At 52.4% G+C, this 20025-nt stretch carries 30 protein-coding genes and 2 pseudogenes; 20 read left to right on the top strand and 12 right to left on the bottom strand.

Features of this window, described 5'->3' with window-relative positions; translation table 11 throughout:
- Window positions 1–70 precede the first annotated feature (70 nt).
- Complete coding sequence (locus AC6I4B_RS10255; protein ID WP_497772098.1) at window positions 71–277, bottom strand: hypothetical protein; 207 nt, start codon at window positions 275–277, stop codon at window positions 71–73.
- Window positions 278–621: 344 nt separating this feature from the next.
- Here AC6I4B_RS10255 and AC6I4B_RS10250 point away from each other — a divergent pair, with 344 nt between their 5' ends.
- The 19 genes from AC6I4B_RS10250 (at window position 622) to minE (ending at window position 10075) form a co-directional block, all read left to right on the top strand.
- Entirely contained in the window at window positions 622–954 is a 333-nt protein-coding gene (locus AC6I4B_RS10250; protein WP_497771442.1) for a transcriptional regulator, read from the top strand.
- An 89-nt stretch (window positions 955–1043) separates the two neighbouring features.
- On the top strand, window positions 1044–1274 hold the full coding sequence (locus AC6I4B_RS10245; protein ID WP_497771441.1) for a hypothetical protein: 231 nt from the start codon (window positions 1044–1046) through the stop codon (window positions 1272–1274).
- 36 nt (window positions 1275–1310) lie between these two features.
- Window positions 1311–1478, top strand: coding sequence for a hypothetical protein (locus AC6I4B_RS10240; RefSeq protein WP_497771439.1), 168 nt, complete (start codon window positions 1311–1313; stop codon window positions 1476–1478).
- Window positions 1479–1529: 51 nt separating this feature from the next.
- Window positions 1530–1673, top strand: coding sequence for a hypothetical protein (locus tag AC6I4B_RS10235; protein WP_497771438.1), 144 nt, complete (start codon window positions 1530–1532; stop codon window positions 1671–1673).
- Window positions 1674–1864: 191 nt separating this feature from the next.
- Window positions 1865–2071: a hypothetical protein gene (locus AC6I4B_RS10230; RefSeq protein ID WP_497771436.1), complete on the top strand. Its 207-nt coding sequence runs from the start codon at window positions 1865–1867 to the stop codon at window positions 2069–2071.
- Complete coding sequence (kil, locus tag AC6I4B_RS10225) at window positions 2068–2217, top strand: host cell division inhibitory peptide Kil (protein WP_497771435.1); 150 nt, start codon at window positions 2068–2070, stop codon at window positions 2215–2217. The genes AC6I4B_RS10230 and kil overlap by 4 nt, the downstream gene beginning before the upstream one ends.
- Window positions 2210–2425, top strand: coding sequence for a hypothetical protein (locus tag AC6I4B_RS10220; protein WP_497771433.1), 216 nt, complete (start codon window positions 2210–2212; stop codon window positions 2423–2425). The genes kil and AC6I4B_RS10220 overlap by 8 nt, the downstream gene beginning before the upstream one ends.
- A 75-nt stretch (window positions 2426–2500) precedes the next feature.
- Window positions 2501–2779, top strand: coding sequence for a host nuclease inhibitor GamL (gamL, locus tag AC6I4B_RS10215; RefSeq protein WP_497771432.1), 279 nt, complete (start codon window positions 2501–2503; stop codon window positions 2777–2779).
- 18 nt (window positions 2780–2797) lie between these two features.
- Window positions 2798–3694, top strand: a complete 897-nt coding sequence (locus tag AC6I4B_RS10210) for a recombinase RecT (protein ID WP_497771430.1) — start codon at window positions 2798–2800, stop codon at window positions 3692–3694.
- Entirely contained in the window at window positions 3687–4169 is a 483-nt protein-coding gene (locus tag AC6I4B_RS10205) for a siphovirus Gp157 family protein (RefSeq protein ID WP_497771428.1), read from the top strand. Before AC6I4B_RS10210 ends, AC6I4B_RS10205 begins: the two co-directional genes overlap by 8 nt.
- Before the next feature lie 8 nt (window positions 4170–4177).
- A complete protein-coding gene (locus AC6I4B_RS10200; RefSeq protein WP_497771426.1) occupies window positions 4178–4471 on the top strand; it encodes a hypothetical protein in 294 nt (97 codons plus the stop codon).
- Window positions 4468–4686 carry a hypothetical protein gene (locus AC6I4B_RS10195; RefSeq protein ID WP_497771425.1) on the top strand — a complete coding sequence of 73 codons (219 nt, stop codon included), beginning with the start codon at window positions 4468–4470 and terminating at the stop codon, window positions 4684–4686. Before AC6I4B_RS10200 ends, AC6I4B_RS10195 begins: the two co-directional genes overlap by 4 nt.
- A gap of 287 nt (window positions 4687–4973) precedes the next feature.
- The gene (locus AC6I4B_RS10190) at window positions 4974–5186 is read left to right on the top strand and encodes a TraR/DksA family transcriptional regulator (RefSeq protein WP_497766883.1); all 213 of its coding nucleotides are present in this window, start codon (window positions 4974–4976) and stop codon (window positions 5184–5186) included.
- Window positions 5187–5408: 222 nt separating this feature from the next.
- Complete coding sequence (locus AC6I4B_RS10185; protein WP_497766885.1) at window positions 5409–5651, top strand: DUF4222 domain-containing protein; 243 nt, start codon at window positions 5409–5411, stop codon at window positions 5649–5651.
- A 13-nt stretch (window positions 5652–5664) separates the two neighbouring features.
- Window positions 5665–6366, top strand: coding sequence for a Rha family transcriptional regulator (locus AC6I4B_RS10180; RefSeq protein WP_497771423.1), 702 nt, complete (start codon window positions 5665–5667; stop codon window positions 6364–6366).
- Between the two features lie 665 nt (window positions 6367–7031).
- Complete coding sequence (locus AC6I4B_RS10175) at window positions 7032–8081, top strand: tyrosine-type recombinase/integrase (RefSeq protein ID WP_497771421.1); 1050 nt, start codon at window positions 7032–7034, stop codon at window positions 8079–8081.
- Window positions 8082–8259: 178 nt separating this feature from the next.
- Entirely contained in the window at window positions 8260–8967 is a 708-nt protein-coding gene (minC, locus tag AC6I4B_RS10170) for a septum site-determining protein MinC (protein ID WP_497771420.1), read from the top strand.
- 22 nt (window positions 8968–8989) lie between these two features.
- Window positions 8990–9802, top strand: coding sequence for a septum site-determining protein MinD (gene minD, locus AC6I4B_RS10165; RefSeq protein WP_497771418.1), 813 nt, complete (start codon window positions 8990–8992; stop codon window positions 9800–9802).
- A gap of 3 nt (window positions 9803–9805) precedes the next feature.
- Window positions 9806–10075: a cell division topological specificity factor MinE gene (gene minE / locus AC6I4B_RS10160; protein WP_497771417.1), complete on the top strand. Its 270-nt coding sequence runs from the start codon at window positions 9806–9808 to the stop codon at window positions 10073–10075.
- A gap of 96 nt (window positions 10076–10171) precedes the next feature.
- Here minE and AC6I4B_RS10155 read toward each other — a convergent pair.
- The 7 genes and pseudogenes from AC6I4B_RS10155 to yoaA all read right to left on the bottom strand — a co-directional run.
- A pseudogene (locus tag AC6I4B_RS10155) lies at window positions 10172–10324 on the bottom strand (hypothetical protein); the annotation flags it as partial.
- 71 nt (window positions 10325–10395) lie between these two features.
- Window positions 10396–10518 (bottom strand): annotated as a pseudogene (locus AC6I4B_RS10150) (hypothetical protein); the annotation flags it as partial.
- A gap of 9 nt (window positions 10519–10527) precedes the next feature.
- Window positions 10528–11643 (bottom strand): ribonuclease D, encoded by a 1116-nt coding sequence (gene rnd / locus AC6I4B_RS10145; protein WP_497772096.1) that lies wholly within the window; start codon window positions 11641–11643, stop codon window positions 10528–10530.
- An 81-nt stretch (window positions 11644–11724) separates the two neighbouring features.
- Window positions 11725–13410, bottom strand: coding sequence for a long-chain-fatty-acid--CoA ligase FadD (gene fadD, locus AC6I4B_RS10140; RefSeq protein ID WP_497771415.1), 1686 nt, complete (start codon window positions 13408–13410; stop codon window positions 11725–11727).
- Between the two features lie 209 nt (window positions 13411–13619).
- Complete coding sequence (locus tag AC6I4B_RS10135; protein ID WP_497771414.1) at window positions 13620–14201, bottom strand: Slp family lipoprotein; 582 nt, start codon at window positions 14199–14201, stop codon at window positions 13620–13622.
- 40 nt (window positions 14202–14241) lie between these two features.
- On the bottom strand, window positions 14242–14937 hold the full coding sequence (gene tsaB / locus AC6I4B_RS10130; RefSeq protein ID WP_497771412.1) for a tRNA (adenosine(37)-N6)-threonylcarbamoyltransferase complex dimerization subunit type 1 TsaB: 696 nt from the start codon (window positions 14935–14937) through the stop codon (window positions 14242–14244).
- 67 nt (window positions 14938–15004) lie between these two features.
- Complete coding sequence (gene yoaA / locus AC6I4B_RS10125) at window positions 15005–16915, bottom strand: DNA repair helicase YoaA (protein WP_497771410.1); 1911 nt, start codon at window positions 16913–16915, stop codon at window positions 15005–15007.
- A gap of 128 nt (window positions 16916–17043) precedes the next feature.
- On the opposite strand from yoaA, the gene AC6I4B_RS10120 reads away from it, so the two are divergent.
- Window positions 17044–17388, top strand: a complete 345-nt coding sequence (locus tag AC6I4B_RS10120; RefSeq protein WP_497771409.1) for a RidA family protein — start codon at window positions 17044–17046, stop codon at window positions 17386–17388.
- On the opposite strand, the gene AC6I4B_RS10115 is transcribed toward AC6I4B_RS10120, so the two are convergent.
- Genes AC6I4B_RS10115 through AC6I4B_RS10100 form a run of 4 tightly spaced genes read right to left on the bottom strand, consistent with a single transcriptional unit; the run spans window position 17352 to window position 20016 of the window.
- Window positions 17352–17591 carry a hypothetical protein gene (locus AC6I4B_RS10115; protein ID WP_497771407.1) on the bottom strand — a complete coding sequence of 80 codons (240 nt, stop codon included), beginning with the start codon at window positions 17589–17591 and terminating at the stop codon, window positions 17352–17354. The two genes, AC6I4B_RS10120 and AC6I4B_RS10115, sit on opposite strands and share 37 nt — an antisense overlap.
- Window positions 17592–17618: 27 nt before the next feature.
- Window positions 17619–17753 (bottom strand): hypothetical protein, encoded by a 135-nt coding sequence (locus AC6I4B_RS10110; RefSeq protein WP_497771406.1) that lies wholly within the window; start codon window positions 17751–17753, stop codon window positions 17619–17621.
- A gap of 21 nt (window positions 17754–17774) precedes the next feature.
- Entirely contained in the window at window positions 17775–18914 is a 1140-nt protein-coding gene (locus AC6I4B_RS10105) for an alginate lyase family protein (protein ID WP_497771404.1), read from the bottom strand.
- A 7-nt stretch (window positions 18915–18921) separates the two neighbouring features.
- A complete protein-coding gene (locus tag AC6I4B_RS10100; RefSeq protein WP_497771403.1) occupies window positions 18922–20016 on the bottom strand; it encodes an ABC transporter ATP-binding protein in 1095 nt (364 codons plus the stop codon).
- Window positions 20017–20025: the final 9 nt, after the last annotated feature.

Genomic DNA, 20025 nt, shown 5'->3' with positions numbered 1-20025 from the left:
TAGTCGCGCCAGCGGTAAGCGTTTTACCACTGGTATGCAGGTCTACCAGCAGTGACATCGTTAACCAAGTCTACCGCCCTTTCCTCACGAACTCCGCAGCATCCCTTAGAAGCCCCTTGTGAATAACATTACCCATAGCCTTCCGCTTGGCTTCCAGGCTATCCACTATCGCATCCCGACTAATCACTACCCCGCCGATAATCAACTCAACAACCGCACCGCCAATCTCGCCAGCAATGAATGCTGCGCGGTCTTCTAATAGCTCATCCCGTTCCATATCCATTCCCAAGCCCATAACCATGCCCTCGCTGATGTTTTTTTGAGCATAACACCATGCAAGATAAAAATAAATTACCTTAAAGTTCAATTTGTTACGTTGATTTGAACTTTACATTCAAAAATAATGTACTTTTGGTACTTTACTTACATGAACTATTGGTACAATATCATCCCATCGAAACAACACAGCGTTTCGGTCAGTCGAACGGCGCGACAGTAAACCATGCGTCGGGAGCGCGGCGGGTTCAGGATGAACGGCAATGCTGCTCACAAGCGAATTACAGATCGCTTTTACGAGAGCGATGCGTAATTCTACAGGTAGCGAAAAGACGGAGACTTTATATGAAAAAGAAAACTGTTTTCATAAATGAGAATTTCGGCAAGCTGCCAAAGAAGACGGAAAGGAAGCTTACCGCACAGGATAGGCGAAGAGCTGCTAGGTGGGAAAAGCAGGTTGCGTATGCCACGGCGTCAGGAATTGAAGTTGGGTATAGCGCAACAGATGACGGACCTGAATATGAAATAAACCAAGACCCAATGGATAAGGTCGATAAGGCTGTATCGTTCTCCTTCCCAAGGGATACCGAAAAGGTTGAAGAGGTTCCTCATGAGGACGTCATGCATAGGGTTGTAAACCATGCACATCAACGACGGCCAGATAAAAAATGGTCATAAACCCGCCTAGTGCGGGTTTTTTATTGGATCAAATCTTCGATGTCGTGCATCGCGGCAAGACTAAAAGCATTTATCCGGCGAGGTAACTCATGAAAAAACTACTTATTCCGGCACTCGTTATCTTCTTATCCGCGTGCTCAGGCTCAACTCGTCCTGATGGGTGGTGCGCTACAAGTGCTGACGGCATTTGTGTTGTTAAGTGGATGAACGGACAAAAGGTTCCATCTGGTGAGGTTGATTTCCGATATGGCGGCCTATCCATTTCAAATGGGGAAATAAGCGGAACCGTGAACAATCACGGCTCAAAAGAGTGGTTCTAGGTAAATATGGGATATCACTGATAAGTGAGGTGAGATGTGGAAATTGAGATACCAGATAGTTTCGACCCGGGTTGGCAGCAAAAAATGCTTAGGCAGTTAGCAGGGAACATTGAATCTCTTAAAGAGAGAGACGATGAGCCTGACGAATTGCTTATCGACTGCGAGGAGATTATCGAAGCTCTCCGCGAATACTCAGGATATTAACAGGTCGCCTAACTGGCGGCCTTTTTATTGGTAACTACAGAGGGTAAGAGGATGGCAAGGCTGATTGTTCTTCTCGATGTCGATGACGAAGAAGAAGTGGAAATCGCGACAGACCAGTTTGGTGACAACCTCACGTTTAGTAGCTGGCATGAGGCTGATGAATGGTGCGCCAGAAACACAAGGGGAGATGGGTGAAGACCATCAACCTAGATGACGACGACGATGAATGACCCGCTCCGGCGGGTTTTTATTGCCTCATACCTGGAGCCATTTACGAGTGGTTCGAGTTATGACACACGGCGGCTATCCACCGCTAATTAACTTCGATGCGCACTAGATGCGCGAGAGTTCACGTTCAGCGGCGCGGCTTAAGCGCGGAGATGATTATGAGTAACAAAGAACTAGAGCAGGCTTTCCCTACTCGCGATGATAACTACGACTCTAAATATTCAGGTCCTGGCATGACTCTGCGTGACTACTTCGCGGCTAAGGCGATGCAGGCAATAGTGGATGTTGGTCATAACCCAGAACTTTTTGCTAACCACGCCTATAAGATTGCAGACGCAATGCTCCGCGCCCGGGAGGCTTCATGATTAATCACAACATGCTTCGTGCAGCTCAGAACAAAGCTCTTATCGCCAGATTCATAGGTGATTCTGAGATGTGGATGGAAGCCAACGAAGAGATGAAGAAAGCAGCCGGTATGCCGTGGCATAAGCGTGGAGGCTCTCATGTTTGAGTATTTCGTCATGGATGGTCGATTCCACTTTGACCCTGAGCGCTCCGTTGTCATTGAGGCATGTGGGCAAAAGAAACCATCAGCTCGCTATTTACAACGTTATTATGAAGGAATGGGAGCAGTACTAGTCCGCGCTCCAGTTACCAATCAGGACGCCGCTGGTAACTCACAATGCGGTGACTTCGAATTCCTTCACGACATCCCTTAACCAATCTCCCCTATTCACTTTCTCTGGCAGTCATTCAGATGCCAGGCAGCGCTTACACACAATTCAGGAGGAAGCATGAACGCTTTCAGGGCCTATGACAGCATCGAAGATAGCCGATGGGTCGAGCAAGCAATCACCGAAGAGAAGGAGCAGTGGATTGACAACCGGGCAAAAGAGCTAATCGCCATGTTCCCGAAATACGCTCTTCAAATGAGTGGTCTGTTTCTTCCGAAAGAGGCGCAACTTGCGCTGGTCGGTGAAAAGGCAGAAGAAGCCTACAACGACTACATCACGCGACTTTGCTACGACCGCTCCGAAGAGGAGTGGGATCGCCAATCCCCATGCCCGTTTTGATAAATTCAGGAGTAAACGATGAGCCTCAGCATTGTTGAGTTCGTAAAACAACAGGAGCCGCTCTTTGTTGGGGCGGTAACAGACCAATCTGTAACATGGGCCAAAGAAAGCCAGTTCGCAATTCAGTACTTCCAGCGTAACGACTACTTAGCCAAGACGGCGCTATCAAATCCTACCAGCGCACAGAACGCCATTATCAACGTAGCGGCGATCGGCATCACTCTTAACCCGGCCAGCAAGCTTGCTTATCTGGTTCCCCGTGACGGCATGGTGTGCCTTGATATCAGCTATATGGGCCTTCTGCATCTTGCGCAGTCTACCGGCTCCATTAAATGGGGGCAGTGCAAGCTGGTTTATTCAAACGACACGTACGAATCAAACGGACTTGATACCGCACCAACACACAAATACAACGCATTCGGCGATCGCGGTGCTGTCGTCGGTGGTTACTGCACTGTCAAGACAGCTGACAGCGACTACCTGACGGAAGAAATGAGCCTGGCAGAAATCAAAGCAACGGAAGCCACCAGTAAAGCCAAGAATGGCCCGTGGAAGAACTTTTGGGAAGAAATGGCGCGTAAGACCATAGTCAAGCGAGCAAGCAAGTACTGGCCCCGCGCTGAGCGTCTGGATAACGCTATTCACGTCATCAATGAAGATGAAGGAATTTTCCAAGAGCCAGTGATGGCGCACAAGTCAGAGGAAGATATCCGCGAAGATGAGCGTCGTCGACAGCAGGAAGTGATCGACCACGTTCAAACTCTTTGCGATGAAATGGCGCAAGCAGAAAGCATGGATGACCTGAAGAGAATCTTTGCCGATGCCTATAAACGCACAGCCGGAATGAAGTTGCAGCAGAATGTTCAGGCCATCTACGCAGAATGCAAAACTAAGTTGGAGGTGACCAGTGAGTAAGCTTTACGAAATCGCCAACGATTACGCCAAGCTAATGAATTCAGACTTCGAAGCGGATGCGATCGCCGACACGCTTGAGGGGATGGAAGGCGAGCTTACAGACAAGATTGAGCAGTTGCTCGCTATCTGTAAGAACGAAACTGGATACGCGGAACGCCTCAAGGATGAGGCCAAGTCGCTCAATGAACGCGCTGCGGTAACGATGAATAAAGTCGACGGTATCCAAGCCTACATAGCCACTGCGTTAATCACTGCCGGGAAAAAGAAAATAAGAGCAGGCCTTCATCAGGTAACAATTCGCGCACCTTCCGAGTCTGTTGAAATCGTTGATTCAAGCGCCCTTCCTTCTGAGTTTGTCGAGTACGACACGGTTATCAAGGCTGACAAATTAGCTATCAAGCACCAACTAAAAGCTGGCATATCAGTTCCTGGTGCGCAGCTAAAAGTCGGCAAGCCATCACTTCTGATTAAGTAGGAGGCGCAATGAAGTTCGAACCGTGGAAACAGTACGAAGAGGACTTCCTGCGGGAGGTCGCTTCATCAATGACCGGTGACGATATAGCGGAAAAGCTGGACCGCACCTCAAGCTCGGTATTCAACAAAGCATCAAGAATGGGGATCAGGCTTACCTCCATAAAGAAACTAAAGCCGTGGAATCAGATTGAGGAAGAGATGATAGCTACCCTCCCCGCTAGCACCGTCGCGGCCAGAACAGGTCGCAGCATCTATGCGGTACGGGCCAAACGGTACAAGTTGAGTCGCAAGGAGGCTGCATGACACATGAGCAAGACAACGCCGTCCGCGCACAAGGTCGTAAGTGCGTAGCAGAAATTATGCAGACGATGAAATGCAGGCCTAAGCCGAAATGGAATGCAGTCGTGCCGCCAATCTTAAAGAAGCATCACGAGGCGATACAGGCATTAGGCATAAGCCTCATCGAGTTCAATAGCATTATTGGTCGAATGCAGGGCCGGTACGGTGTTGATTCATGACCAAACTATCGCAAATCATCAGGGAACTTAGGGTTCCCTTTTATTGGTTACGTTAACTATCAATCAGCAGTTCGGAGAGTGAGATATGGAAGAGTGCAAGTGCTGCCTATGCGGAAAAGACTTGGATGGATATTCCTCATGCGAATACAGGGGGTTCATCTCTTGTATAGATTGCCTCGACAAGGTGATTAAAAAGGTAGATATCAGGCGCGCAGAAATTATATCCAGAAGCGATGCTATAACCGCCTATTTGCCGGAAAAACAATATTATAACGGAGAATTATGACGTGGCCGACATCATTGATTCAGCATCAGAAGTAGAAGAGTTACAGCGTAATGCTGCACTGGCTGCGCACAGGATTAACCGGGATGCAGTATCGGCTATTCGCTGTAGTGATTGCGACGAAGAGTTGCCGGAGGCTCGCCGGATTGCTTACCCAGGCTGCACGATGTGCGTGGATTGCCAGGCGGATGCAGAGAAACGGAATCGGAGGATGTGATGGGGATAAAACGATGAGGTCATTCAGGCAAATAATACACGGGTGTAAAAAGCATAAATATAGGTTTTTCAGGCGCGTAAGATGGTATGAGGAAGAGTTTCAATCGGGCATGCGCTCTAAGTGGATTTGCGTTAATTGCTATGAACTCACACATATGGAGATGAAGGTGCATGGCAAGTATCTTCCAGATTAACCCTTCCCTTTTCACGCAGGGATCATCCAATGTTCCAGCTAATCCAACGCGGTCAGATATACGCTGACCATTCAGGTTGGCCGGTAATAATCCACTCAGTCACATCAAAGATAGTCCGATACTGGCGACAGGGACGGATTAACACCGCTTCAATCGACCGCTTCAACAATCAATTCGAACCGCTAGACCATCACGAGGCGCAGCAGATACGCGCCGAACTTGAAACAGCAGAGCATCTTAAGAAGCTACGCGCTATGCAGCGGGTGGCTTGAGGAATAACAATCTATGCAAAATTTAATGAACATCCATCAAAGTTTAACAATGTCCAGTCGTGAAATTTCCGAGCTAACTGGGAAGCGCCACCCTGATGTAAAGCGTGACATAGAAGTCATGCTGGATCAGCTTAGCGAAGATGTGAGCAATTTTGCGCGTATCTATTTCGATACAATGAATCGCAAGCAAACCGAGTATCAACTCGACCGCCGTCACGTTGAATGCCTGCTGACAGGTTACAGCGCAACGCTGCGCATGAAAGTTATTGACCGTTGGCAGGAGCTGGAGGAAGCAGCATCGGGAACGACAAAGATGTCACAAGCAGAACTTATCGCAGCAATGGCGATGGCAAATGTGCAGCAAGAGCGACGCCTGAACCAAGTAGAGAGCAAAGTCGAATCCGTCACCGAGACAATAGAGCAGATTAAGCAAGGAACAATACCGCAGGGTTATCAGGGCTACAGCCATTTACACGCAACCTACGGCCTGAGTAACGCCAAATGCAAACAATTGGTTATGGCGTGGTCAGTTCCACATAAAAAGGTTCCTCATGTTGCACCTGGTGGGCAGGTAACACAGATGGCTGTTGTTCACGAAGACGCATTCAGTGCCGCCCTCAAAGTTATGATGAGTGAAGCTGAGCGACGTGGAACACAGTGGTATCACGCGAAAATGGGGCGCCTCTCTATTGCCGGATGGGACGTTGCCGCATGAACCAACTGATAGCTGATTCACTGAGTCGGCTATTGGGTGCGAAAGCCCACCTCGACATTCCTCTTTCAGCCCTCCATTGCGAGAGCTATTTTATAGGTGACAATATGAAGAACTTGATTTCATTGGCGGCGTTGAGATTCAACAACGCCAGGGCGGTAATCCAACAAATTCGACGAGGAGAATGGGATGTAGAGCCTAACAGTATAAATGGCATAGTTTACGCCGCCACCCGCTGCGGATACCGACTGTGGCTCGCAAATGGGTCGTTCTTTTGTGAGGTGACAGAGCTTCATGGACAAGAGTGTAAGCCAGCATTTGGCCTGCTATGGCGGCATTATGTTTGGTTCGCCGCTGCCCGCAAACTAAAGAACCAGGCCGAACGTGAGTGCGACCACCATAAACACACCCCAATTCTATAAAGCCCACTCCGGTGGGCATTTTTTTGCCTGGAGCATGACAATGGCTAGCGAGAAACCATTTATGAAAGTGCCTGAGCTTGCGGCACGTATAAACGTGTCCCCCAGCACCATATATAGAAACCCTTCGCGATACCACATGTTCAAAGTTGGCGGCACATGGCGAGCCAGCGAAGAAAGCGTGGAAAATTTCTATAAAACACCTAACAATGTCTTCCGGCTGGCTGTGGTCGGTGAGGAGTCAACTAAATGCCGATCCACAAAAGAGGTAGGAACTATTGGATTGATATCTCAGCTCCAGACGGAACGCGAATTAGACGCTCTACTGGAACCGAGGAGAAAGCCAAAGCACAGGAGTATCACGACAAGATAAAGCACGAGCTATGGGACGTGTCACGTTTAGAGAAAAAGCAGGAGCATCTGTTTGAGGAAATCGTTCTGCTGGCTATGAAGGATGCCGAGGGGCAGTCGCTGTATGACACCAAGAAAGGATATGCCCGTTACTGGCTGTCAGTATTCAGGGGAAGAAACATAACTGGCATAAAGGGTGATGAGATAGCCAGAATGATGCCAACCCACTCTCAGCACAAATCGCGAAAGAAACTCGCAAACGGAACTGTTAACAGGTATCGCGCCTTTATCATCCGCGCGTTCTCTTTGGCACTGAAACATGGCTGGGTTGATAATCGACCTTATGTTCCTGAGCTAAGGGAACCAAAGGTGAGAGTAAGGTGGATCAGGAAGTGGCAGGCAAGAGAACTCATCGATAACCTTAATACGGATATCATGCGAAAAATCTCATCGTTCGCTTTGCTTACCGGCGCGCGACGAGGAGAGATTCTTTCTCTTGCCTGGGAGAATATAGATATGGAAAACAGAAACGCAATCGTCACTGCTGAGAATGCAAAATCAGGAAAAGCCCGCCCTCTCCCGCTCAACGATGAAGCGATTTTGATTCTACGTGAATGCGATATGTCTTGCGAATATGTATTCACTCTTAATGGTGAAAGGCTAACCGATATAGACAGGAACGATTTCGCCCAGGCAACAATAAAATCTGGAATATCTGATTTCCGTTTTCACGACCTGAGACATACATGGGCAAGCTGGCATGTCCAAAACGGCACACCCCTGATGATGCTTAAAGAAATGGGAGGATGGGAAACTCTCGAAATGGTGAAAAAATACGCGCACCTGAGTGCCGAACATTTAAACAAATTCGTTGGTTCTGTCACGTTTCTGGCACAGGAAAACGAGATAGGCATTAGGCGAAGCGCAAAAACCCGCGCAGAAATATGATTTAAAAGGATATTTTAAATCATTGGAATCATCATCAATTGTGAGAAAATAGACTTTTACTCTGAATTAGGCTTGCGGTTACTTGCTTGAATATATATGTGACTATAACATGCCTGATAGTCTTCGGAATATCACCGCATACCGAACGGTGATAAACAGCAAATTGAGTAAGGCCAGGATGTCAAACACGCCAATCGAACTTAAAGGCAGTAGCTTCACCCTATCTGTGGTTCATTTGCATGATGCAAAACCCGAGGTTATTCGTCAGGCGTTAGAGGACAAGGTTGCCCAGGCTCCGGCTTTTTTCCGCCATGCACCGGTGGTGGTCAACGTTAGTAACCTTGAAGAGTTTAGCCAGTGGCGAGCTATCCAGCAGGCTATTATGGCTGTCGGGCTACGTATTGTTGGCGTCAGTGGTTGTAAGAACCCGCAGTTTAAAGCAGCCATCGACCAATCGGGCCTTCCTTTACTGACTGAAGGTAAAGAAAAAGTTGCTCGCCCAGCGCCTGTAGCGCCACCTCCGCCCGCAGAACCTGCACCAATTGTTAGTCCGATCACAAAAACGCGAATGATTGATACGCCGGTACGTTCCGGTCAGCGCATTTATGCACCAAACTGTGATCTGATTGTTACAAGCCACGTCAGCGCGGGCGCTGAACTGATTGCCGACGGTAACATTCACGTGTACGGCATGATGCGGGGACGCGTACTGGCAGGAGCCGCTGGCGACCGGGAAGCACAAGTATTTTGTACCCACCTTGCGGCGGAACTGGTTTCCATCGCGGGGGAATATTGGCTGAGCGATCAGATCCCAGCCGAATTTTTTGGCAAAGCGGCGCGTTTGCGCTTAGACAGCAACGCTTTGACTATTCAACCGTTAAATTAATCCCTTTTAACAAGGAATTTCTATGGCACGCATTATTGTTGTAACTTCTGGTAAAGGGGGCGTGGGCAAAACCACCTCCAGCGCGGCCATCGCGACTGGTTTGGCGCAGAAGGGAAAGAAAACGGTCGTTATCGATTTTGATATCGGCCTGCGTAACCTTGACCTGATTATGGGCTGCGAACGTCGTGTAGTTTATGATTTTGTTAACGTTATCCAGGGCGATGCGACGCTGAATCAGGCGTTAATCAAAGATAAACGCACCGATAATCTGTTTATCCTTCCTGCTTCTCAGACCCGCGATAAAGATGCCCTGACCCGTGAAGGCGTCGAGAAAGTGCTCGACGAGCTAAAAAAAATGGAGTTCGATTTCGTTGTCTGCGACTCTCCTGCAGGTATCGAAACCGGCGCGCTGATGGCGCTCTATTTCGCTGACGAAGCCATTATCACCACCAACCCAGAAGTGTCGTCCGTACGTGACTCTGACCGTATTCTGGGCATCCTGGCGTCTAAATCACGCCGTGCAGAAAATGGTGAAGAACCGATTAAAGAGCACCTGCTGCTCACGCGCTACAACCCAGGGCGCGTGAATAAAGGCGATATGCTGAGCATGGAAGATGTGCTGGAAATCCTGCGCATTAAACTGGTTGGGGTTATCCCGGAAGATCAGTCTGTTCTGCGCGCCTCAAACCAGGGCGAGCCGGTTATTCTGGATACGGTGTCTGATGCAGGTAAAGCCTACGCCGACACCGTAGATCGTCTCCTGGGAGAAGAACGTCCTTTCCGCTTCATCGAAGAAGAGAAGAAAGGTTTCCTCAAACGCCTGTTCGGAGGATAAATCATGGCATTACTCGACTTTTTTCTCTCTCGGAAAAAGACTACCGCCAACATTGCTAAAGAACGTCTGCAAATCATTGTCGCGGAACGCCGCCGCAGCGATGCAGAACCGCACTATCTGCCGCAGTTACGGAAGGATATTCTGGAAGTGATTTGCAGATATGTGCAGATTGACCCAGAAATGGTCACTGTGCAGTTAGAGCAAAAAGACGGGGATATTTCGATTCTGGAACTCAACGTCACACTACCGGAAGCCGAAGAATCCAAATCCTGATTTTTGGTGGTGTAAAAAAAGGCGCTATTTCAGCGCCTTTTTTGCGTTTAACGCCAGGCTTATGTGCCTGAATGCCGGATGGCGGCGCAAGCGCCATCAGGCACAATGGCGCAGATTGCCGGATGGCGGCGTAAACGCCTTATCCGGCCTACAAACCATTGCAAATGTTGGCGTACAAACCCGCGTAGGCCTGATAAGCGCAGCGCCATCAGGCACAATAGCGCAGATTGCCGGATGGCGGCGCAAGCGCCTTATCCGGCCTACAAACCATTGCAAATGTTGGCGTACAAACCTGCATAGGCCTGATAAGCGCAGCGCCATCAGACACAATGGCGCAGGTTGCCGGATGGCGGCGTAAACGCCTTATCCGGCCTACAAACCATTGCAAATGTTGGCGTGCAAACCTGCGTAGGCCTGATAAGCGCAGCGCCATCAGGCAGAACGGTGCTGGATTACCGTGGATATTGAGCTAACAGCGCATCTAAAGGCCCTGCCAGCAGCTCACCACGCCAGCCGGAGAGCATCTCCGGTGCGCTGGTTCGCGGCTTAAGCTGCCAGTGCCAGTTCAGCAACTGGTTGATTTGGCGACGGGATGCCAGCATCTCGGCGCTCACTTCATACGCCTGCCCAACTTCCTGCACCAGCGCTTTAATCTCTTTAAACACTTTGCGATAGCCCGGCATATCCATCAGGTTCAGCAGCGACTCCGGCAGCTCATCTTCTGGCAGCGCCTGCGCTTTTGCCACCAGGCTCAGCAGCGTTTTACCGTGGAAACGAATTTCACTGCCCGACAGCCCTAAGCTGTCCAGCTCACCGAGGCTGCCTGGCATATAACGCGCCACGCTCCACAGGTGTTCCTCACGCACGACAAAATTCACCGCTAAATCGCGCTCACGCGCTTTACGCAAGCGCCAGTCAGCCAGCAGCTGTAAACACGCTAGTTGACGCGTACGCAGCTGCCAGGCGTTGCTGATGTCGCGCCAGGCATCACGCGGGTCAGTCACTTCCTGACGACGTTGCTGCATCAGTTGGCATTCGTCCAGCGCCGCCGCAAGGCGACCGGCCTGTTCGGTTTCCGCCATCAGTTTGTGCGCGATAGGCAGCAGATACCACACGTCTGCCGCCGCATAATCGCACTGGCGAGAAGTCAACGGGCGGGCTAACCAGTCGGTACGCGACTCACTTTTATCCAGTTCAACGCCGAAATACTCCGCAACCATCGCCGCAAAGCCCCATGACATCGGGCGACCACAGAATGCCGCCAGCACCTGAGTGTCAATTAACGGCTGTGGCATCGAGCCAAAAACGTTAAGGAACACTTCTAAATCTTCGCTGCCCGCATGGAGGAATTTGGTGATATTACGATCCTGGAAAATAGCCTGTAACGGTGACCAGTCGGTAATACCCAGAGGATCAATCAGCGCCGTGCGCTCTCCGTCGAACAGCTGGATAAGCCCCAACTGAGGATAGTAAGTGCGGGTGCGAACAAACTCGGTGTCCAGCGCGACGGCGGTGGTCTGGCGAACCGCGTCGCACAGGGTGGTGAGTTCGTCGTTGGTGGTGATCATCTGATAGTTCAAATCGTACTCTCTTAGATTGCGCCAAAAAAAACGCCAGCTGAGCTGGCGTTTGGCATCATGACTCGTGACTTATGCCTTATTGTCCACTTTGCCACGGGCTTCGTCACGTAATTCTCGTCGTAAAATTTTACCGACGTTCGACTTCGGTAATTCTTCACGAAATTCAACCAGTTTCGGCACTTTATAGCCGGTTAACTGGCGGCGACAGAATGTCACCAGCGCTTCTTCGGTGAGGTTGGCGTCTTTTTTCACCACGAAAATCTTCACCGCTTCGCCACTATTGCCAGACGGTACGCCTACCGCTGCAACCTCCAGCACGCCGGGATGTTGCATCACTACATCTTCGATTTCATTCGGATAGACATTAAAGCCGGAAACCAGAATCATATCTTTTTTGCGGTCAACAATGCGCAGAAAGCCTTCTTCATCCATCACCGCGATATCGCCGGTATGCAGCCAACCGTCTTTGATAATCTCGGCGGTAGCATCCGGGCGCTGCCAGTAGCCTTCCATCACCTGCGGGCCTCTCACGCACAGCTCACCCGGCTCTCCGGCGGCCACTTCGTTGTCGTCGTCATCCACCAGCTTCACGTCGGTTGATGGCACTGGCAGGCCAATGCTGCCGCTGTGATAGTCGATATCATGCGGGTTCACGCTCACCAGCGGCGAGCATTCGGTGAGGCCGTAGCCTTCCAGCAAATATTGGCCGGTGAGTTTCACCCAGCGATCGGCCACCGACTGGTTCACCGGCATCCCACCGCCTGCCGATAAATTCAGGGTCGAGAAGTCCAGTTGCTGGAAATCTTTATTATTTAGCAGCGCGTTGAACAGCGTATTCACCCCGGTCATCGCGGTGAATGGGTATTTCGCCAGCTCTTTTACCAGCCCCGGAATATCACGCGGGTTGGTAATCAGAATATTTTTACCACCCAGCTCAATAAACAGCAGGCAGTTCATGGTTAACGCAAAGATGTGATACAGCGGCAGCGCGGTAATCACCACCTCTTTGCCTTCGTGCAGCAACGGCCCGTAGGTAGCTTTCACCTGTTCAAGGTTGGCGAGCATATTGCGGTGGCTCAGCATCGCGCCTTTCGCCACGCCGGTTGTACCGCCGGTATATTGCAAGAAGGCGATATCATCCGCCGTCACTTCCGGTTTCACGTATTGCAGTCGGTAGCCGCTTTGCAGCGCGCGACGAAACGAGATAGCGTCCGGCAGGTTATATTTCGGCACCAGGCGCTTGATGTACTTCACCACAAAGTTCACCAACGTGCCTTTCGCGGTGGACAGTTGGTCACCCATGCGCGTCAGAATAACGTGCTTCACCTGGGTTTTCTCAACCACTTTTTCCAGCGTGTGGGCAAAGTTGGAGACAATCACGATTGCCTGTGCGCCGCTATCGTTAAGCTGGTGCTCTAGCTCACGCGGGGTGTACAGCGGGTTGACATTGACCACAATCATCCCCGCGCGGAGGATCCCGAACAGGGCAACCGGGTATTGCAGCAGGTTAGGCATCATCAGCGCGACGCGGTCGCCCTTTTTCAGCCCCAGACCTTGCTGGAGATAGGCGGCAAAAGCGCGGCTGCGCTCTTCTAATTTTCGGAAAGTCATTACTTCGCCCATGTTGACGAAGCCAGGCTGGTCGGCAAAACGCGTTGCGGCCTGTTCAAAGAGTTCCACCAGGGATTGATAACGGTCAGGATTGATCTCTGCCGGAACATCAGCAGGATAACGGTTGAGCCAAACCTTTTTCAAAGCATCACCTCTAAAATACGTATTCGTCGTCATCACAACCCCAATTGGCAAACTCTCGTTAACATAATATTAACTCAGCGTACCAGTTTAAGAATTACTCAAAATTAAGGTTGCGAAGCGCGTCACTCTTTATTTTTTTTATATCCATAACAAAGAAGAAACAGCGGGCTAGCCGCTGTTTCTTCTTTGCCTGCTACAACGTCAAAATTTTATTCAGTTACTACGTTCCGTACTTCAGCGGGGCCGGTGTTATACCATCCCCAGCCGCCGTAGCCGTAGTTCCACGGATGCGGGCCAAAGACCCACGGGTCGATAGGCTGTGGCGGCATGACGACCTGCTGGGCCACACGCCAGCGTTTGTAACCGGTCGCCTGAAGGTGCAGGAAAGTATATTTCGTGGTGCCCACTTTCCCCTCAACGGTGCCGACAATCGGCCCGACTACCGTGACTAACTGTCCACGGAAATCAACCGGATCAAGGAAGCCGTTAACATCGGCGTAAATGCGCCCACGGGAGGCTTCGCCCAATATTGGCCGTGCGCCGCTGTCGAGTGGCACGGTGGCGATTTCCAGACGGGTACGCCCCTGCTGGTTCTCAACGTTGACCACTTTGCCACCAAAACGCGATTCCTGACCGACATACAACTGCGGCGCGGACATCACGCGAACTAAATCTTGCTGTGGCGTTGGGCTGCTGCCTTGAATGGCATCCGGCACACTGACACAACCGCTCAGCGCCAGGGCGGCAAGCCCTATAATGACGCCACCCACGACACGGTATTGACCTGCCATGATGCTGCTCCTCTTTCTCAATATGACTTACTACTGAGATTCATTCGCGGCCAGGAAGTTTCTTCCACGCAACCTCGTTACGCAAATAAACTGGTTCGGCTTTATCGACAGCGACCGTTTTGCCCTGTTCAAGCATCTGACAGGCGATAGGCAACATGTCCTGAGCTTCCGGCAACAGCACGTCGGCGTCGGTCAGCGTGACGTTAGCGCCCTGCACCATTTCTGGCCATGCAGCCCAACCGGTTCCGACCGTCGCCCATTCACCGCTCAGCGCGGCTAAGCGCTGTTGAACCACTTCCGGCTTCAGCACCGCTTCGCTCTCTTCACCGTGCCATACGCCCTGCTCGTCACGCTGGTATTCAGCCCAGTAGACTTCCCCCATCCGCGCGTCGATAGCCGCCAGTACGCGGGTTGCGCCCTGCTTACGCCATGCGCCCTGCGCCATAGTCGCCAGCGTTGAAACGCCAATCATCGGCAGTTCAGCGCCCAGCGCCAGCCCTTGCGCAATACCAATACCGATACGTACGCCGGTAAAGCTGCCCGGCCCGCGACCGAACGCCAGCGCGTCCAGTTCGCTCAGGCTTACGCCGCCTTGAGTAAGGATATCCTGCACGATTGGCAGGATACGTTGGGTGTGTTCTCGAGGACAAAGCTCGAAGTGAGCACAGGTGTTACCATCATTCCACAGGGCAGCCGAGCAGGCTTCCGTGGCGGTATCGATAGCCAGAATTCGCATGTTTAGTCGCGCTCTCGCAGTTACGGGTCAACAAAATGGCGCGCATCTTATCACACTTTGTCACGTATTACCGCGCTGTTGGCACGGCCAAAAAGCGAACCGCACGGCGAATGTCGCGGGTACGCGGCGCGGGTGGCAGGCTGGAGAGGAATGTTGCGCCGTAAGGCCGCATCACCAGGCGGTTGTCGCAGATAACCAACACCCCGCGATCGTCAACGTCACGAATCAGTCGGCCCACGCCCTGTTTGAGGGTAATAACCGCATCCGGTAGCTGCACCTCTTCGAACGGGTCACCGCCGCGCAGACGGCAATCTTCCATCCGCGCTTTCAGCAGCGGGTCATCCGGCGAGGTAAACGGCAGTTTGTCGATAATCACCAATGACAGCGTATCGCCACGCACGTCCACCCCTTCCCAAAAACTGCTGGTCGCCACCAGCAAGGCGTTACCCGCGCTGACAAACTGCTGTAGCAGTTGGCCTTTGCTGGTTTCCCCCTGCAACAGAACTGGCAACGTCATGGTGGCGCGGAACTGCTCTGCCAGGTCGCGCATCATGGCGTGCGAGGTGCACAGCATAAAGCAACGCCCGTTGTTCGCCTCAATCAGCGGTTTTAGCATCGCCGCCAAATGGCGCGCCGCGCCATGCTGGTTGGGTAACGGCAGGTTTCGCGGCACACACAGTAGCGCCTGGGTGGCGTAATCAAACGGGCTGGGCAGCAGCAATGATTGCGCCGATTCAATGCCGAGCCGTTCGGTGAAGTGGTGCAAGTCGTCATTCACCGACAGCGTTGCGGAGGTGAAAATCCAGCTCCCCGGCTTCTGTGCCATCACTTCTTTGAATTTATCGGCCACCGTCAGCGGCGTAAGCGCTAGCGTGAAGTGGCGAGAGTTGCATTCATACCAGTAGCTGTAGCCCGGTTTGTTAATTTCTTTCAGCCGTTTGAGGCGGGCGCGGTACAGCGTGGCGCGTTCAAATGCGGCGTCCAGCAGCGCCGAACGGCCGAGAGACAGTTTTGCCACGTCGTAACACAGCTCTAGCGCATCATCTAACAGCAGCAGCGCGCGCTGGACGGCGTTATCCGCCAACAGTTCGCGTAAATTACCGCGATAGCCGGGATCACCAACCTGTAGGCGGAAATCCTGCGTCGCCTGGGCCAGGCGGTCGGCGCATTTTTGTAGTTGCTGGGTGTCTTTCACTTCCGTGCGGTAAGCAATAGTGACATCTTTGGCGAGATCCAGCAGTTGGCGGCTGGAAAGCGACTGGCCGAAATATTGGCTGGCGATGTCCGGGAGTTGGTGTGCTTCGTCGAAGATCATCACGTCAGCTTCGGGAATTAACTCACCGAAACCACTCTCTTTAACCACCATATCGGCCAGAAACAGGTGATGGTTAACCACCACGACATCAGCATCCATCGCTTTTTTGCGCGCCTTAACCACAAAGCAGTCCTGATACTGCGGGCAGTCGCTGCCAAGACAGTTGTCGTTGGTGCTGGTCACGAGCGGCCAGGCCTGCGAGTCTTCCGTTACGCTGGCACAAGTGCTGATATCGCCATCAATCGTGTGGTTCGCCCAACTACGCAGCAGGATAACGTCGCTTAGCGTGTTCACCGGTAAGTCGCCGCCTGCCAGCGCTTGTTGCTCTAAGCGCTCTATACACAGGTAGTTCGAGCGCCCTTTTAGCAGCGCCAGTTTGCCGGTATAGCCTAATGCGGTGGCGACGGTCGGTAAGTCGCGGCTGTAGAGCTGATCCTGCAATGCTTTGGAGCCGGTTGAGATAATCACTTTTTTACCCGCACGCAGTGCAGGCGCAAGGTAGGCATAGGTTTTACCTGTACCTGTACCGGCTTCCACCACCAGCGGCTGGCCTTCGTCAATCGCTTTCACGACGGCATGTGCCATCTGGCGTTGCGGTTCACGCGGTTTAAAGCCGGTTATCGCCTGCGCTAGTTGGCCGTCTGCTGCAAAATCGTCCGTCACGTTACCCCCTAGAAAAATTCCCAGTGATTATGTCAGGCCAACCCCGCTTATGCTAGCCGAAGTCGTGACGCCGCGCCGACATTGTGGCAGTCTTAGCGCGTTTACGTGATTGACATAAGGAAATTGAAATGACCATTGTACGTATTGATGCCGAAGCCCGTTGGTCTGACGTGGTGATTCATAACCACACGTTGTATTACACCGGTGTGCCGGAAAATCTGGACGCCGATGCCTTTGAGCAGACGGCAAACACCCTCGCGCAAATTGACGCCGTGCTGGAAAAACAAGGTAGCGACAAGTCGCGTATTCTTGATGCGACCATTTTCCTCGCCGATGGCGATGATTTTGCAGCAATGAACAAAGCGTGGGATGCGTGGGTGGTTGCGGGCCATGCGCCAGTGCGCTGCACGGTGCAGGCAAAATTGATGAACCCGCGTTACAAAGTCGAAATTAAGATTATCGCGGCGGTGTAAACCACCGCGCCGCGCGTTGCCTGATGGCGCGCGGTTCTGTAGGCCGGATAAGGCGCTTGCGCCGCCATCCGGCATGGTGGCTGCCATTGCCTGATGGCGCTGCGCTTATCAGGCCTACAAACGGTGCTTATCAGCCGACAAACGCGGCGGTTCTGTAGGCCGGATAAGGCGCTTGCGCCGCCATCCGGTACGGTGGCTGCCATTGCCTGATGGCGCTTCGCTTATCAGGCCTACAAACGGTGCTTATCAGCCGACAAACGCGGCGGTTCTGTAGGCCGGATAAGGCGTTTACGCCGCCATCCGGCACGGTGGCTGCCATCGCCCGATGGCGCTTCGCTTATCAGGCCTACGTGGGCTACGTCCATGCCATCTGCCATGTTCAGCGATTAGGCGGGACACCACATCAGCTGTTCTTTCAACTGGAGTGTTTCTTGCGGCAGGCATTTCAGCACGTCGCGATAGCTTGCCGACTGCTTCGGATATCCCCGCACCGACTGCAACAACACGCGCAGCGCGCTATCCCAGACAATCCCTTGCAGGTCGCTGTACGGCCAGAGATCCGGTTCACGGATAAACGGCACCAGGTAATCAATCCCCTGCTTCACGCCACGCCCGTCACGAATGGTATTCCAGCGGTCAAACTCCACATGCTCGGCATAACGGTTGAGCAGCAAATGCGCCTCCAGGTTAAACAGCGAGTAATGGAACGGAATCGTACGCTCCAGCTCCATCGTCTGCTTGCCGTCCTGGTCGATTTGCGCCGCCATACGCTGGGTGATCCCCTGCTCGATAATCCGCGCGGCCAGACCTTTATCGCCGTAGAACAGTGCGTTCACCGTGCGCTGCGCGTCATACCAGGTGCCGTGGTTGTTATGCCAAACGTATTCGGAATGACCGATTTCGCTGTAATACATCCAGTGGTTAAAATCGCGAAACCACTGATGCAGGCCGATAATATCGTCGGTATCCAGCACACTCGCGGGATTAATCAGGCCGATGGTGCCCACCACCATCCACAGCAAACGGGTATCGATAAGCCCAGTACCGCGCCCGGAGACAATCCCCGGAATCGCCTGACCATAGTTAAGATGCGGGTTCATCCGCGTGTCCGCATCCAGAAACCAACAGCGAATTTGCTGTGCGGCGGCCTGCGCGTATTGCCGCTGACCGGTGAAATACCACGCCAGCCCCAGCGTCAGACAGCGCTCACACATGCGAATAATACGCGTGGTGTCGGTATCATTATTTTCGCACTGCGGGTTAATGTGCCCATCGCGACGGATATAAGGCAGCCCATTGGGCCGCCGTGGGTTCGGCCACCAATAGGTTCCCAGGCTGTAATAATCATGCGCGTCACCGCTGGCCGGGCGCAGTTTTTTATGTACCACGCTTTCTGGTGATTCACGTCTTAATACGTCCGCTTCAGCTACCAGTTTGCTCAGCGCCAGTTGCAGCGGCGAGAACGGCTGCTTTAAGCCCGCGCGCGCATTCTCCAGACAGGTTTCATCAAGGGTGTACAGCTTCATCGCCACCTTATTCGCCCTCCAGGCACTCAATGCGTTGGCCGCTCTGGGCGTCGAACAGATGCACACCGGAGAGCTTCGGTTGCAGCCAGATGTTATCGCCCTCTTTTACCGCCAGACGCTGTTTAAATACCGAGGTAAACGCCCCGCCGCCGGTATCGCAAAATAGCTGCATATCCGAGCCGGTGTTTTCCACTGCGGTGACTTTCGCCGCCAGGGCATCGTCACGCGCTTCATTCACTACATTCACCTGTTCAGGACGGATGGCGTACACCACCTGCTGGCCGTTTTTCACCTGCATTCCCGCCGGTAGCGCCAGCAGTGAACCGTCTTTCAGGCGCAGACTGGTGACGTTGCCGTTCAGCACGACTTCCCCCGGCAGTTGGTTAATTTCCGGTGAGCCGATAAAGCCTGCCACAAACAGGTTTGCCGGTTTGTCATACAGCTCCAGCGGCGTTCCCGCCTGTTCGATGCGCCCATCCCGCAACACCACAATCATCTGCCCCATGGTCATGGCTTCAATCTGGTCGTGGGTGACATACACCGACGTGGTTTTTAAACGGCGGTGCAGTTCGCGAATCTCACCACGCACCTGAGTACGCAGCTTGGCATCGAGGTTGGATAACGGTTCATCAAACAAGAATACCTGCGGCTTACGCACAATCGCGCGGCCCATCGCTACACGCTGGCGCTGGCCGCCGGAAAGATCTTTCGGCAGACGTTCCAGCAGCGGTTCCAGCCCCAGCAGCGACGCCGCCTCGTTCACCTTTTCGTTAATTTCTGTTTTCGGCAGTCGCGCCATTTTCAGCGCGAAGCCCATGTTTTCCCGCACCGTCATCTGCGGATACAGCGCATAGCTCTGAAACACCATCGCGATATCACGCAGCTTCGGTTCAACTTCCGTGACGTTACGCTCATTAATGTGTACTTCCCCGCCGGAGATCTCCTCCAGCCCGGCAATCATGCGCAGCAGCGTTGATTTACCGCAGCCGCTCGGCCCCACGAGGACGCAAAACTCACCGTCCGGGATAGTTAACGACACATCTTTAATGACATGCGCATCACCATAAGACTTACGCACGCTATTCAGTACAACGGATCCCATTGGTAGCTC

The sequence above is a fragment of the Kluyvera fluvialis genome (assembly GCF_059725275.1).
This window is presented reverse-complemented; position numbering and strand designations above follow the sequence as displayed.